10 protein-coding genes are annotated in these 14,219 nt (G+C 62.5%); 5 read left to right on the top strand and 5 right to left on the bottom strand.

What is annotated here, in order from left to right:
• Positions 1–13: 13 nt before the first annotated feature.
• The gene (locus CIC12_RS27805) at positions 14–2,029 is read right to left on the bottom strand and encodes a glycoside hydrolase family 3 protein (protein WP_168668955.1); all 2,016 of its coding nucleotides are present in this window, start codon (positions 2,027–2,029) and stop codon (positions 14–16) included.
• Positions 2,030–2,351: 322 nt separating this feature from the next.
• On the opposite strand from CIC12_RS27805, the gene CIC12_RS27800 reads away from it, so the two are divergent.
• Entirely contained in the window at positions 2,352–3,344 is a 993-nt protein-coding gene (locus tag CIC12_RS27800; RefSeq protein WP_342030577.1) for an AraC family transcriptional regulator, read from the top strand.
• A 111-nt stretch (positions 3,345–3,455) separates the two neighbouring features.
• Here the strand turns inward: CIC12_RS27800 and CIC12_RS27795 are convergent, their stop codons facing one another.
• Both CIC12_RS27795 and CIC12_RS27790 read right to left on the bottom strand, forming a co-directional pair.
• Complete coding sequence (locus CIC12_RS27795) at positions 3,456–4,151, bottom strand: hypothetical protein (protein WP_168668951.1); 696 nt, start codon at positions 4,149–4,151, stop codon at positions 3,456–3,458.
• A 107-nt stretch (positions 4,152–4,258) separates the two neighbouring features.
• On the bottom strand, positions 4,259–4,900 hold the full coding sequence (locus CIC12_RS27790) for a DsbA family oxidoreductase (protein ID WP_168668949.1): 642 nt from the start codon (positions 4,898–4,900) through the stop codon (positions 4,259–4,261).
• A gap of 226 nt (positions 4,901–5,126) precedes the next feature.
• Here CIC12_RS27790 and CIC12_RS27785 point away from each other — a divergent pair, with 226 nt between their 5' ends.
• From CIC12_RS27785 to CIC12_RS27770, 4 genes are all read left to right on the top strand, one after another.
• On the top strand, positions 5,127–5,870 hold the full coding sequence (locus CIC12_RS27785) for a 2OG-Fe(II) oxygenase (protein ID WP_168668947.1): 744 nt from the start codon (positions 5,127–5,129) through the stop codon (positions 5,868–5,870).
• Positions 5,871–6,031: 161 nt separating this feature from the next.
• Positions 6,032–6,934, top strand: coding sequence for a LysR family transcriptional regulator (locus tag CIC12_RS27780; RefSeq protein ID WP_168668945.1), 903 nt, complete (start codon positions 6,032–6,034; stop codon positions 6,932–6,934).
• 175 nt (positions 6,935–7,109) lie between these two features.
• Positions 7,110–9,071, top strand: coding sequence for an aconitase family protein (locus tag CIC12_RS27775; protein WP_168668943.1), 1,962 nt, complete (start codon positions 7,110–7,112; stop codon positions 9,069–9,071).
• Between the two features lie 229 nt (positions 9,072–9,300).
• The gene (locus tag CIC12_RS27770) at positions 9,301–10,770 is read left to right on the top strand and encodes an MFS transporter (RefSeq protein WP_168668941.1); all 1,470 of its coding nucleotides are present in this window, start codon (positions 9,301–9,303) and stop codon (positions 10,768–10,770) included.
• A 16-nt stretch (positions 10,771–10,786) separates the two neighbouring features.
• On the opposite strand, the gene CIC12_RS27765 is transcribed toward CIC12_RS27770, so the two are convergent.
• Together CIC12_RS27765 and CIC12_RS27760 are read right to left on the bottom strand one after the other, a co-directional pair.
• A complete protein-coding gene (locus CIC12_RS27765) occupies positions 10,787–11,752 on the bottom strand; it encodes an LLM class oxidoreductase (RefSeq protein WP_168668939.1) in 966 nt (321 codons plus the stop codon).
• Between the two features lie 54 nt (positions 11,753–11,806).
• Positions 11,807–14,173: a DNA polymerase II gene (locus CIC12_RS27760; protein ID WP_168668937.1), complete on the bottom strand. Its 2,367-nt coding sequence runs from the start codon at positions 14,171–14,173 to the stop codon at positions 11,807–11,809.
• Between the last annotated feature and the right edge of the window lie 46 nt (positions 14,174–14,219).

The raw sequence follows: 14,219 nt of genomic DNA, 5'->3' as shown, positions 1-14,219 counted from the left end.
ATTGCGCGTAGGCTCAATATGAAAGCCCGTATCCGTACGGATATAACGGATGCGCCGTATCGTGCGGCAGGTCCTCCAACTGCGCGTTGACCTCATCCATCGACGACGGCAGTTCGAACGGGAGTTTGCCCTCCGGCTTGCCTTTGCCGCTCAGCACGTCGAACAGCGCGATATCGCTTGCGCCGAAGTTGGCGAGAATCGCAGTCGTCTTGTCCTGCACATTGGTCAGAATGGCCGGTCTGTCCATGTAGACCGATACGATCGATTTCGGCGCGCCGGCCGCCTGTTTGATTGCCTCATAGTCCTTGTTGCCATCGACGAAGGCGAGACTGCCTTCGTGCTGCATGGCACCGAACACGTAGTTCGGATGCAAGGTCTCATAGGGCGTGCTCACGCGCACAATGGCCACATCGGCGGCTTGTGGCGTATCGACAACCGTGTAGCCGTATTGCTGCGCCACCGCCGGGTCGATACCGTACAGCCATACTTTCTTTCCCGTCGCCGCCAACGGCAAGACGTTGCCACTGTTTTGCAGGAGCACCATCGAACGGCGTTGTGCATCGAGCGCCTGCGCCTTGAAATCCGCATTGCCGACGATCGCGGCCGCTGCATCCGCATCGACATACGGGTGATCGAAGAGCCCTTGCTGGAATTTCTGCAGCAGCACGCGATACGCGGAATCGGCGAGCCGTGTTTCACTCAGCAAGCCCTGATTGACGGCTTGAATGAGGAACGACGGATCGTCTTCGCCGCCGAACTGGTCGATGCCTGCCGTGACGGCCTTTGCGAAACGCTGCAGGCGCGTAGCGGTTTCCATGCCCCACGGCATGCCGAGCCCCGCAAACGAGGGCGAGCCTGATGAAGCGCCGTTCATGCAGTTGGTGTCGCAATCCGCGGCGATCAGCCAGTCCGACACGATTACGCCCTTGAAGCCGTATTTGCCGCGCAGCAGGTCGGTCAGCAGTGCTTTGTCGTACGCCGCGCCCACCTGCTCGAGTGCGACGCCGTCCACCGTCACAGGGCCGTCCGGCTCCGAATAGGTCGGCATCACCGAGCCGACGTTGGCCGCGAATGCGCCCTCGAATGGCTTCAGGTGATAGGCGAAGTTGTTACCCGGATAAGTCGCATAACGGCCATAGTAATTGTGGCTGTCAAAGCCTGATTTTTGTGCGCCGTAAGCGGCCCAATGCTTGACCACGGCAATCACGCTCTTCTCGTCGATGCCCGTGCTGCCACCCTGGAAACCTTCGATATACGCCTGAACCTGCGCCTTGGCGAGATCCGCGTCTTCACCGAAGGTGCCATTGATGCGGGCCCAGCGCGGCTCGGTCGCCAGATCGGCCTGCGGCGAAAGCGCCTCCGTGATGCCGGCCGCGCGATATTCCTGCCGCGCTATATCGCCGAACTTGCGTGTCAGCGCGCTATCGCCGATCGCCGCGAAGCCCAGCGTCTCCGGCCATTGCGAAAAGCCGCTGCCGCCTGCGCTCGCCCCCAGCACATACTGGAAGTGATTGCGCGGATCGGAACTGATCGACACGGGGATGCCGAGCCGCGATTGCTCCGCCAGCGTCTGGATCTGGTTGTATTGCGATGCCATCGTCTTCGCATCGCCGCTCATGCGGGTAATGTAGGTGCTGATGTCGAGATCGTTGATTTGCGTCTTCAACGCCGCGAGATCGTAGGCCGTGCCGGTTCCCGCACCGGTCGTATCGTTCAGTACGGGCGCGGTGCCGTGCATCATCAGGCCGGCTTTTTCTGCCAGCGTCAGACGGCCGGTCAGATCACGTGCGCGGTCCTCGGCGGAAAGACGCCAGTCCTCGTAGGGGTCGAGCTGGCCATTGCGATTCATGTCCTTGAACTTGAGGTTGTCCTTCGTGAGCAGCGGCAGCGTGGTGTATCCGAGGTCGCGCTGTGCGACGGTGGGGGAATCGTTGACGTCGCTGCCGCAAGCGAACAGGCCGAGCGCGAGCGCGGCGCTGGCGGCGGCGATTGCCGTGACCCGGCAAGCGGGTTGGGAAAAGAGGCGCATCTGTGTCTCCGGGATTCGGTGGATCTTTCGAGTTCTGACGGCCCAATCGACGGGCCGCGCATTACCTTATCCTTACCGTCTGCTACCGGTTTGACTGGGCGGTGCATGGTTTGCCTTTGTGGAGCAGGGCGCGTAACGAGCCTTGGTGAAAGCAGGGGAAGGCGAAATGTAATGGCAATTCCTGATGGATTCGCATGCGTGTTGTGGGCATGATCGGGACATGCCCGCCCATCTGGAATTCATGTCTGCCAACACGACGTCGCGCATCGCCCCGCGCCGTACCGTTTCGAACCGCATAGCCGTCGCCGCGCTGCAAGCTGCCGTGTCCGCCGGCATGCCGCCGGAAACATTCACTGCACGCACCGGCATCGCTGCACAGGACCTGAGCGACATCAATGGCCGGATCGACGGCGCGCGGCATCGCCGGCTGGTCGAGTTGATGGCTTCCATGAGTCCGAATGTCGAACGTCTTCTGGACGAACGCTGCGGTCTCTTTCCGGATTTCCCTGTGCTGGGCAACCTGTGTTTGAACGCGCGCACGCTGCGCGAGGCTATCGAGGCGTTCATTACTTTTCGTCCGCTCATTGGCGAGTTCGACTTCCTTTTCTACAAGGAAACGCCCGAGTGGGTGCGCTTCGAGTACATCGCCGAATTCGCGCCCGACAACTGCTTTCAGGCGCTCGCCAATTTTCACGTGCTCGCTTCATTGATTCGCGCGTACGACGGCTTGCACTCGACGGTATTTCGTGTTGCGTTGACGTGTAGTGAGCCGCGTCGCTCCCGCATGCCCGGCGATTTTTTCGGCGCGACGGTGCAGTACTGCGCGCCCGCAAACCAGATGCAGTTCTCCTCGGCAGCGTTAGACCTGCCCTTTTCCAAATACAACGCCGTACTCGCGCCGTTTTTGCTGGAGCAGACGCAAAAGGAATTGCAGCGCGTTCAGCAGAGCGGTTTGTTTTCTGCCCGTGTCGCGGAGCTGGTCAGGGACATCATCGCGGACGAAAGCGCGGAGGCGCCGACGTCATCCTCCTTGCTGGCTCAGATCTGTGAACAACTGAATACCTCGCGTTGGACTTTGCGTCGTCAATTGCAGGCAGAAGGCCTGCATTTCAGCGAGCTGGAAGCGCGGGTCAAGTTCAAGGAAGCGTGCCGATTACTGGCTGACACCCGCCTCAGCGTCGCGCAGATCAGCGAGCAACTCGGCTTCTCGTCTCAAAGCGCCTTCACGCGCTTCTTTCGCAGCCGGCACGCTACGCCGCCAGTGGCCTTCAGGCAGTGGGCGCAGATTCAGCAGGAGAGCAGAGGGTGGCTTTGAGGTTGGCCTTTTGCTCGTCATCTTCAGCGTGAGCGAACGACTGTTCCAACATTGTGATCGTCGTTGAGATCTCATCGGTTACGCTGAAATGGTTTTCGAACGTCGCCCGAATTATTTGCCAGAAAGAATCGAGTCTGTAATTTCATACCGCTCATCGCCAATGGAAATCAGATTGACCTCGCCGTTTTTTCGGGCGACAGATTTCTCCGCCAGTGACTGACCGGTGGTCGTTGTACTGACTCCTGTCACTACACCGTCCGCACCGAAGAAGATTGTGCGGGCCCCGCCTCCAGGCCAGTAGACCGTGACATTCGCAGTACGGTCGCTGTGACGTGTGACGCTGAATCTGCACATGCCTGCAGTCTGGCCCGCACTTCGCACGCACGGAAGCTTCCCCGTCGCGCTGAAAGCGGTTCCCTTTGCCTTTGGGTGTTCGTTTTTGTGGCGGGACGCGGCGCTGCTCATCGCTGCATCTATTGGCACCGAAATCAGTGTGACGCCTTCCGCCTGGCCGACCACATGCCCGCGATGATCGCGCAGCATGGCGCGCACACTCGCGCTATCAGCGCCGCCCGGACAACCGACGAGCGTTGCCGTATGGTCGAGGTAGGCGGCAGTCGCGGGCGACTCGCCAAGTCGGCGACACGCGTCTCCTGCCTTGGGATAGCCGTCACCGAAGGGAGCAAGTGAGGCCGGCCATGCGAAGGGTTCGCTTGCATCTGCCCCATGCGCCGTGCTAGTGACCGTGACGAAGACGAGCGCCGCCAACGCTGCGGCCGAACGGAAAAGATTGATAGAGTTTCCCATTGGACTTTCTCCTCGCGTTGACACCGGTTTGCAGTATCGACACCGAATGGCGTCACGCAGCCCTCGGCAAGCGCTAACCATCAACCCTTTCCAGCAACACCAGTCAATTACGTCTCGGCCAGAACCTGCTCGATGACCTTCACGAACTGCTCGACAGGCTGCCCGCCTGTCACCAGAAATCGACGGTTGAAAATAATAGCCGGCACCGACTGAATGCCCATCTCCTGATTATTCTGTTCTTCCGCGCGAACCTCATCGGCATAGATGCCGCTCGTCAGGATGTCGCGCGCTTGCGCAGCGTCGAGTCCCACGGACTGCGCCGCTTCGAGCAGCACGCCATGATTGCTCGGGTCTTTCCCATCGGAGTGATAGGCCTGCAGCAGCGCCATCTTGAGTGGCAACTGTTTGCCCTTGATGCCGGCCCAATGCAGCAGGCGATGCGCATCGAAGGTGTTGTAGACCTGCGTACGCGGGCCGAACGTAAAGCCGACGCTCGCCCCGCGCTCGCGGATCATCGCTTGCGTTTCGGCGATTTGCGCCGGTGTGCGTCCATACTTTTTGCCGAGATAATCGACGATGGCCTCGCCGGCCGGTCCCATCTGCGGATTCAGTTCGAACGGATGCACGGCAATTTCAGCGTCTATAGTGTCCCCCAGACGCGCGAGCGCGAGCTGAAGCGAAGATAAACCGATCGCACACCACGGGCATGCGATGTCGGAGACAAAGTCGATGGTTAGCGCCTGTTTCATTGTGGTCCTTGCTGGAATGGGGCGTTGCGCGGCCTGCACGGCAAGTTCGCAACAGAGGCCGACAGCGTAGCCTGAATCGCCGGCTCTTGCAGGACCGCGCGTCGATGGGCGAGCATTGTCGAATTGAAGCGCAAGTCCCGGTGTGTTTTCTTTTGCCGTCGGCCGTACACTGGCTCGAATGATGATATCTCATGGAACCGGGCACGCGTGCGCCCGCGAAGCAGCTATGAACCCAAGTGAAGCGAATGCTCCCACCCTCCCATTTACAGCAACGCAGCGGATCGACGCACTGGACTGGCGAAGAATCGAGCAGGATCTCGACCTGTACGGATGTGCTACCGTGTCCGAACTCGCCACAGCGTCCCAATGCGACATTCTGGCGGCGCTGTATCCGCGCGACGAACTTTATCGAAGCCGCGTCGTGATGGCTCGCCATGGTTTTGGCCGTGGCGAATACAAGTATTTCCAGTATCCGCTGCCAAACCTGATTGGAGAATTGCGCACAGCAATATATCCGCACCTCGTGCCGATCGCGAACCGATGGAATCAGGCCATGAACATCGACGTGCGTTATCCGGCGAGGCACGCGGACTTCATCCGCCGGTGCCATGACGCGGGCCAGCTCCGTCCGACGCCGTTGCTGCTGCAATATGGCGAGGGCGACTATAACTGTCTGCATCAGGATCTTTACGGCGAACATATATTCCCGCTTCAGCTCGCGATTTTGCTGTCGGAGCCGGGGCGGGATTTTACCGGCGGGGAGTTCGTCATGACGGAGCAGCGTCCGCGTATGCAGTCGCGTGCGGAAGTGGTGCCGCTGGCAAAAGGCGACGCAGTGGTATTTACGGTGAACAGCCGGCCCGTCCAGGGGACGCGGGGTCCATATCGTGTCAATCTGCGTCATGGGGTTAGCCGGTTGCGGTCGGGGCACCGGCATACCGTGGGCATTATCTTTCACGACGCATTGTGAGGTGAGTCGTGCAGGTTGGAAGCGGCCGCGCAGGGATCAAAAGAGCGTCATAAGCGGCGTTGTCGTCATCACGCATGAAGGTCCGCACCGGCACACACCGTCTTCTTTGGCGAATTCCGCAACCCGCGTCACAATTCAGGAATCCGCCGCGACACGACACCATGGAAAACCTCCTCAAGAAGCTGGACCTCACTTCGCTGCGCCTGTTCGTTGCCGTCTGCCAGGAGCGCAACATTGCCCGTGCGGCCGAGCGGGAGTTCATCGCGTCGTCGGCCGTGAGCCGGCGCATCGCCGAGATCGAAGTCGTGATCGGCTTGCCTGTGATCCAGCGCCAGTCGCGCGGCATCACCGTGACGCCGGTCGGCGAGACCGTGCTGCGCTACGCGCTGGCGATCATCGGCAACATCGAACAGATGAGTGCGGAGTTGTCGCGCTTTTCGTCGGGCGCAAAAGGGCGCGTGCGCGTGGTCGCGAATCTTTCGTCGATCGTGCAGTTTTTGCCGGAAGACGTGGCGGCATTTGGGCGCGCGTTTCCGGAGGTATCGATTGAACTGGAAGAGGAAAACAGCGCGGACGTGCTGCGTATCGTCGATGAGCACGGCGCCGACTTCGGCATCTGCAACCAGATCGCCGGCAGTGAGGCTTTCGAGCAGGTGCCTTACTGGCAAGACCGGCTGGCGGTGCTGGTGCCGGGTGGGCATCGGCTCGCCAACGCGCCGCGCGTCACGTTCGACGAACTGCTCGAAGACCGCTTCGTCGGCCTGCGCAGCGAGAGCGCCTTGACGCGGCTGCTCGCGCAGCAGGCGGCGAGCGCGGGGCGTCAGCTCGATGTGAGGATTCGCGTCAGCAGTCTCGACGCGCTGTGCCGAATGGTGCACGCCGGGCTCGGCATCGCGATCGTGCCCGAGCAGGTCGGGCTGCTTTACGTGAATGCGCTCGACGTGCGCCTGCCGTCCTTGAGCGATGCGTGGGCCGTGCGCCGTCTCATCATGATCTTCAAGGCGCGCGAGCAGTTGAGCGCGAGCGGGGCAGCTTTGGTCGGGTTCCTCGGCAACCAGCCATAGCATGACCGAGGCAGGGTAAGCTGGCGCGAACCAACGCCAGCCGAGGCGCTTCGCCGTGATGTTCAAAGCAACATAACGCACCCCGCCCTCGCCAAACGAGAAGGCTGCGTTGCCGCACTGGCACTTCGGCATCGACCCTGTGCGCCGTATAGTGAGCGCAAGGAGAAATGCACTGATGAGCGATACGATTCGTCTGGATGGCCGCGTGCTGTACCTGTCTCAAGACCCTGCGGTGATCGACGCGCAACTCGCGGGTAAAAATTTCACGCGCGTCACAGCCGGGCCGTTACGCGAGAACGTGTCCACCGATGAGATCACGCCGGTCACCGTGATGCTCACCTACGACGAACGGCTCGGCCAATATCCCTACGTCGGCTTCAAGGCTGGCGAGCGCATGCCGATCGGCCGCCATGCGGTGAAAGACGGCGGCTTTCAGGTCACGGTGGCGGGCAAGCGTTACGGCAAGGGCTCGTCGCGTGAATCGAGCCCGTTGGCGGAATTGTCGGCGGGCATCCGGCTGATCGTCGCGGAGAGTTTCGAGCGGATCTATCAGCAGAATTGCGACAACATCGGCATTCTCACGACCACCGATTTCTCCGTACTCGATCGGCTGGTCGCCGGCGAAACGGTGCCGATCGACGAGTTTCTCAAAGGCCGCGACGCGCTCACGCAGCAGATCATTCGCAGCGGCGGCCTGCTTGCATACAGCAAGTTCGCGCAGTGGCCCGCGCCGTGTGTGCGCGATGCCGTGGGCAACGCAGCGCAAGGCACTCAAGTTGACGAGCCGAAAACGCTGGTCGAGAAAATCATCGATCGCCATCTGCATCCGGGCATCGCCAGCGCGCAGCGCGGCGACGGGGTGTTCATCGCCGCCGACTGGCGCTTCAGCCACGACTACTTCACCGGCATGTGCGCGCATCTGATGCATCGCGCGTTCGGCAAGCCGGCGCCGCTGCACGCGGCGGATCACATCATCGCGTTTCAGGACCATCTGGTGCTGGCGCCGCAGAGCATCCCGCACGTGCGCGACGGTCTGTTGCCGGGCGTTGCCAATCTGATGGAAGGGCATACGTCGTTCTCGCGCGATTATCCGGTGCGCTCGCACGGCGCGCTCGACGGCATGCCCGGTTCCGAAGGCATCTGTCACGCGTTGATGGCCGAGCACTATGCGTTGCCCGGCCAGGTGGCGTGCGGCACCGATTCGCACACGCCGCATTCGGGCGCGCTCGGTTGCCTCGCGTTCGGTGCGGGCGCGACGGAAATCGCCAATAGCTGGGTGACGGGCTATGTGCGCTGCAAGGTGCCGCAGACGCTGCGTGTCGAGGTCGACGGCAGCTTGGGCGAGGGCGTGAGCGCGAAGGACGTCGTGCTGCATCTGCTGCAAATGGATGCGATCCGCTCGGGCGGCGCAATCGGCCTCGTGTTCGAATACGGCGGCGCAGCGGTGCGCGCGATGTCAATCGACGAACGCGCGACCTTGACCAACATGGTCGCGGAATTGGGCGGCTTCACCGGCATCGTGGAGCCGGACGCGTGCACGGTGGCGTTTCTGAAGGAGCGGCGCGGCGTCGATTTCGCGCTGGAAAGCTGGATGAAAAGCGATGCGGGCGCAGTCTACCGCGACACGATCCGCATCGACGCCGGCGCCATCGAGCCGATGCTCGCGCGTCCTGGCGATCCCGGCAACGGGGTGCCGGCGCGGCAACTGGAGCAGGACGTCGCGATCGACATTGCGTATGGCGGCTCGTGTACCGCAGGCAAGCGCGAAGACTTCGATTTCTATCACGAGGTACTACGTTGGGGCGTCGAGCGTGGCATCCGCGTGGCGGAGGGGACGCGTCTATATCTGCAATTTGGCACCATGGCGGTGCGCGAGTATTGCGAGGCGCAGGGCTATTTGCCCGTCTTCGAGCGAGCGGGCGTGACGATCGTCATGCCGGGTTGCGGCTCGTGTGCGAATTGCGGCCCGGGCCAGTCGGCCGACGCGGGTCAGGTGACGATCAGCGCGATCAACCGCAATTTCCCGGGTCGCTCAGGCCCGGGCAACGTATGGCTGGCGAGCCCGTATACGGTGGCGGCGAGTGCGCTGGCCGGGAAAATCACGAGCTTTGAACAATTGAAGCGCACACGCGGCTAGAATGCTGGCCGGACCCTGGAGCCGGCATCGTGGTGCGTGCGACGCGCGAACTTACGAAAGGCCGGCGTCAGACCGGTTTCGGCGAACCTTATTTTTCGCCGGTATTACGAGCATTCAGGTTGCATGGGACTGGAGTAGGCGCTAAAGCGGCAACTCCAGTCGACAGCTTTGCATGGGACTGGAGTAGGCGCTAAAGCGCCAACTCCAGTCGACAAAGGAGACAAATGACATGGCTTCCCCAGATCACGCCGACTCCGTCGCACGCAACGGCGGCGGCGTGACGCGTTCCAGCATTTTCGGCGACACACCTTCCGACACCACGGCCACCGTGCCGCTCGACGCCGGCAGCATTTCGGCGCGCCTCGACAGGCTGCCCGCCACGCGTTCCATCTGGAAGCTGGTAGTGCTGCTGAGCCTCGGCTTCTTCTTCGAACTCTACGATCTGCTGTACTCCGGTTATGTCGCGCCAGGTCTCGTCAAGAGCGGCTTGCTGAGCGCGACGACGCACGGTCTGTTCGGCTCGACCGGCGTCGCGAGTTTCATTGCCGCTCTGTTCAGCGGCCTCTTTATCGGCACGATCGCCTGTGGCTTTCTGGCCGATCGCTTCGGACGCCGCGCCGTTTTCACGTATTCGCTGCTCTGGTATACAGCGGCCAACGTCGTGATGGCCTTTCAGGAAACGGCCACTGGCCTGAATTTCTGGCGCTTCGTCGCGGGCGTCGGTATCGGCGTCGAACTGGTAACGATCGGCACGTATATCTCCGAGCTGGTACCCAAGCAGATTCGCGGCCGCGCGTTCGCGTGCGAGCAGGCGGTCGGCTTCACGGCGGTGCCGGTGGTCGCGTTTCTGTCGTTTCTGCTCGTGCCGCGCACGCTATTCGGTCTCGACGGCTGGCGTTGGGTCGTGCTCATCGGCGCGCACGGCGCGCTGTTCGTCTGGTGGATTCGTCGCGCGCTGCCGGAAAGCCCGCGTTGGCTCGCGCAGCAGGGGCGTCTCGCCGAAGCGGACCGCGTGATGAGCGCGCTCGAAGCGAAGGTGCGCCGCGAGTACGGCCGCGAGTTGCCGCCGCCCGCACCGCCGCTGCCGGTTACGCCGCGCGGCAGCTTCCGCGATATGTGGGTGCCGCCGTATCGAAGCCGCACGCTAATGATGACTCTCTTCAACATCTTCCAGACCGTGGGCTTCTATGGCTTCGCGAACTGGGTGCCGACACTGTTGATCAAGCAGGGCATCACGATCACGACGAGCCTCATGTATTCGAGCATGATTGCGCTGGCCGCGCCGCTCGGTCCCGTCATCGGCCTCTTCATCGGCGACCGCTTCGAGCGCAAGACGGTGATCGTCGTGATGGCCGGCGTGAACATCGTCTGCGGGCTGTGGTTCAGTCAGGCGTCGGGCGCGGTGCTGCTGGTGAGTCTCGGCGTGTGTCTGACGCTTGCGGGCAACATCATTTCGTACAGCTACCACGCGTATCAGACCGAACTCTTTCCGACCAGCATCCGCGCACGCGCGGTGGGCTTCGTTTATTCGTGGAGCCGGTTTTCGGCGATCTTCACGGCCTTTCTGATCGCGGCGGTGTTGAAGCACTTCGGCACGACCGGCGTGTTCGTGTTCATCGCCGGTGCGATGTTGATCGTGATGCTGGCGATCGGTTTGATGGGGCCGCGCACGAAGGGGCTCGAACTGGAGAAGATCTAGAAGCAGACGCGCGGCGTTAGGGTTCCGGCTGCAATAGCGGCAACACGTCGTGCGCGAGTTCTTCGATCACGTCGGCGGCCGGGCGCTCCGATGCAAGGTTGAACGTCACGTGATGCGTGCCGCCGGCGCGCATGTCGTTGAGGATGCCGACCAATGCGCGCCGGCCGGTTCGATAGCCTAATGTGACGGGCCGCGCCGGCTCATGTGGATCGCGGCTGAGGTCGAGCCGCATCGCCACGCCGAATGCGCGAAACGCAGTGGGCGCCGCGCGTTCGACCGCGGCGCGCCACATGTTATAACGCGCGCGCTGTGCATCGGGCTCGCGATGATAAGTCATCCACCCCAGCGAGTGCCGTGCGATCCAATCGACGCTCTGGCCGCCCGAGCCGACCGCCAGCAGCGGCACGGTATTCGCACTATCGGGCAGTAGCTGGAAAGTCGGCGCGCCTTCGGGCGCACGATCGGGAATCACGCGAGACGGCTTGCCGAGCGCGGCCGCCAGTGTGTCCCAATGTCGTCGATACAGTTCGCGCCGTTCATCCGGGGCGCGGCCAAAGGCTGCGTATTCCGGCGGGCGGTCGCCGGAGCCCAGTCCTAGAATGAAGCGGCCGTGACTGAGCATGTCGACGGACAGCGCCGCCTTGGCGATATGCAACGGATGGCGCAGCGTCAGCACGATCGCGCCGCTCACGAGCGCGATACGCTGTGTGTGGACGGCAAGTGCGCCGAGCAGGGCCCACGGGTCGAGGTGGCCGACCGGGTCCGGATAGTCGGCGCTGTTCAACGGCACGTCGCGGACCCAGAGCGCGCGAAAGCCGCGTTCGTCGGCGAGCCGCGCAAGCGTCAACTGCTCGTCGAAATCGGCGACGATGGTGCCGGCGCGCAGCAGCGGCAGCGTGAGCCCGAGACTGAGTGCATCGTTTGCGAACACGCGGCTCGCCGCAGTTTGCGCGTGGTTCTGCTGTCCGCTTGCTGTCGTCAACTTTCGACTCCTCGTGGTTGATCGGGTCGCGCCCCGCCCGATGCTGACACCGCGTCAGAACAACTGCCTTTGCCCCGACAGCAGCGTCGTGAAGTCATCGCGCAGCAGCGGCAGAATGGCATCGGCGACGGGCTGCAATTGCCGCGTCAGATAGTGTTCGTAGTCGATTGCCGAGCGCAGCGTTTCCAGTGGTTCGGGACCGGCCACCGTCATCACGTAGCTGATCCAGCCGCCGTTCTGGTATTGCAGCGGGCGCCCCTGGCTACGGTTGAACTCATCGGCGACGCGCGCCGCGCGCACATGCGGCGGCACGTTGCGTTCGTATTCGCCGAGCGCTCTGCGCAGGCGCTTGCGATAGACGAGCTGATCGTCGAGCTTGCCGTCGAGCGTGTCGCGCACATAGTCGCGCACGTAGTCCTGATACGGCTGCTGCCTGAATATGCGTCCGTATAGCGCCTGCTGAAACCGCTGCGCGAGCGGCGTCCAATCCGTGCGCACGGTTTCGAGTCCTTTGTAGACGATCTCCTCGCCGCCGTCGGGCAATACCGTGAGCCCCGCATAGCGTTTCTTGCTGCCTTCCTCCGCGCCGCGAACGGTCGGCATGAAAAAGCGCCGATAGTGCCGCTCGAACTGCAACTCGAGCGCGCTGTCGAGCCCGAACCGCGCGCGCAGGTTCTCTCGCCACCATGCGTTGATCTGCTCGACGAGTGCGCGGCCAATGCGGCCGGCGTCTTCTTCGCTGTGCGCATGTTTGAGCCACACGAAGGTCGAATCCGTGTCGCCGTAGATGACCTCATAGCCCTCGGCCTGGATCAGCTCGCGCGTGGTGTGCATGATTTCGTGGCCGCGCATCGTGATCGACGACGCCAGACGCGGGTCGAAGAAGCGACAACCGGTAGAGCCGAGCACGCCGTAAAACGCGTTCATGATGATCTTCAGCGCTTGCGAAAGCGGCTTGTTGTGCTCGCGTTTGGCGCTTTCGCGGCCTTGCCACACTTGCGCGACGATCGATGGCAGGCAATGGCGCGTGCGTGAGAAGCGTGCGCCGAGAAAGCCCGGCACGGAGTGCTCGTCGCTGGGGTTCAGCATGCCTTCCACGAGACCGAGCGGGTCGATCAGAAAGGTGCGGATGATCGACGGATACAGGCTCTTGTAGTCGAGCACGAGTACCGAATCGTACAGGCCGGGCCGGGAGTCCATCACGAAGCCGCCCGGGCTCGCCGCGCCCGCGACATCGCCGAGATTGGGCGCGACGTAGCCTTGCCGGTGCATGCGCGGCATGTACAGATGCGTGAAGGCCGCGACCGAGCCGCCGCTGCGATCCGCGGGCAGGCCGGTCACGGTCGCGCGTTCCAGCAGGAACGGCAGCAGCTCGGTCTTCGCAAAGATGCGCGTGACCAGCTCGCAGTCCTTCAGGTTGTAACGTGCGAGCGCGGGCTTGTCCTCGTCGAAGCGGCGCTGGATTTCATCCATGCGCTGATACGGGTTGTCGATGGCCTTGCCCTCGCCGAGCACCGCGCGCGCCACGTGTTCGAGACTGAATGACGGAAAGCTCCACGTCGCGGAACGCAGCGCCTCGATACCGTCGATGATCAGCCGTCCCGCGGCACCGGCAAAGAAGTGATTGCGCGTGAGGCCGTGTTCGCGCCACTCCATCACCGTACTGCCGCGCCCGAGCCGCAGCGGTACGCGATATTGTTCGGCATGCTGCTGCAATACACGCAGATCGAACTGCACGAGATTCCAGCCGATGATGGCATCGGGGTCGTGCCGCTCCATCCACAGGTTCAGTTTTTCGAGCAACTGGGCGCGGGTTTCGCAGTACTCGAGTTCGAAGTCGAGCCCGCTTGCATCGCCGTTCGGCGGTCCGAGCATGTACACCTGGCGTTGTCCGCAGCCTTCGAGCGCGATTGAATAAAGCTCGGCATGCGCGCTGGTTTCGATGTCGAGCGAGACGAGTTTCAACGGCGGACGATAGTTCGTGGCCGGTTTCAACTCGCAGTTCAGCAGCGGGCCGCCCGCTTGCGACTCGCCGCTGAACCACACCGGCGCGGTGATGAAGCGCTCCATCATGTAGCGCTCGGGCGGGAAGATATCGGCTTCGTAGACGTCCACGCCGCCTTGTTTCAGGCGTTTCTCGAAGCCCGTCAATTGCCGGTATTGCGAGCAGTAAAGCCCCATCACCGGCCTATGCTGGAAGTCGCGCAGTTCGAGTGGACGCAGATCGAGCGGCATGTCGCGGTGCAGGATCGTTTCGGCGCGCTCGCGGTGTTCGGCGGGAATGAATGCGACCGATGGCTGAGGCCGCAAGCGGATGTGACGGGGCCCGCCGTCTGTTGCCAGCCAGAAATCGATCTCCGTGCCGGCGGGCGTGTCCCGCCAATGTCGGGTCAATATGAAACCCTGCTCAAGCTCAGTCAAACTTCCACCTTTAAACGGGCGTCATCGCCTCGCGCAATTTTACCGC

This window comes from Paraburkholderia sp. SG-MS1 (assembly GCF_012275575.1).
Lineage (GTDB): Bacteria > Pseudomonadota > Gammaproteobacteria > Burkholderiales > Burkholderiaceae > Paraburkholderia.
The sequence above is the reverse complement of the archived record's forward strand: the minus strand, read 5'-3'. Positions and strand labels throughout refer to the sequence as shown.

Bases quoted from the DNA above. Each gene is read 5' to 3' on its own strand.
- CIC12_RS27790 (WP_168668949.1), bottom strand. From the start codon at position 4,900: ATGAAACAGGCGCTAACCATCGACTTTGTCTCCGACATCGCATGCCCG.
- CIC12_RS27770 (WP_168668941.1), top strand. From the start codon at position 9,301: ATGGCTTCCCCAGATCACGCCGACTCCGTCGCACGCAACGGCGGCGGC.
- CIC12_RS27780 (WP_168668945.1), top strand. From the start codon at position 6,032: ATGGAAAACCTCCTCAAGAAGCTGGACCTCACTTCGCTGCGCCTGTTC.
- CIC12_RS27775 (WP_168668943.1), top strand. From the start codon at position 7,110: ATGAGCGATACGATTCGTCTGGATGGCCGCGTGCTGTACCTGTCTCAA.
- CIC12_RS27805 (WP_168668955.1), bottom strand. From the start codon at position 2,029: ATGCGCCTCTTTTCCCAACCCGCTTGCCGGGTCACGGCAATCGCCGCC.
- CIC12_RS27785 (WP_168668947.1), top strand. From the start codon at position 5,127: ATGAACCCAAGTGAAGCGAATGCTCCCACCCTCCCATTTACAGCAACG.
- CIC12_RS27795 (WP_168668951.1), bottom strand. From the start codon at position 4,151: ATGGGAAACTCTATCAATCTTTTCCGTTCGGCCGCAGCGTTGGCGGCG.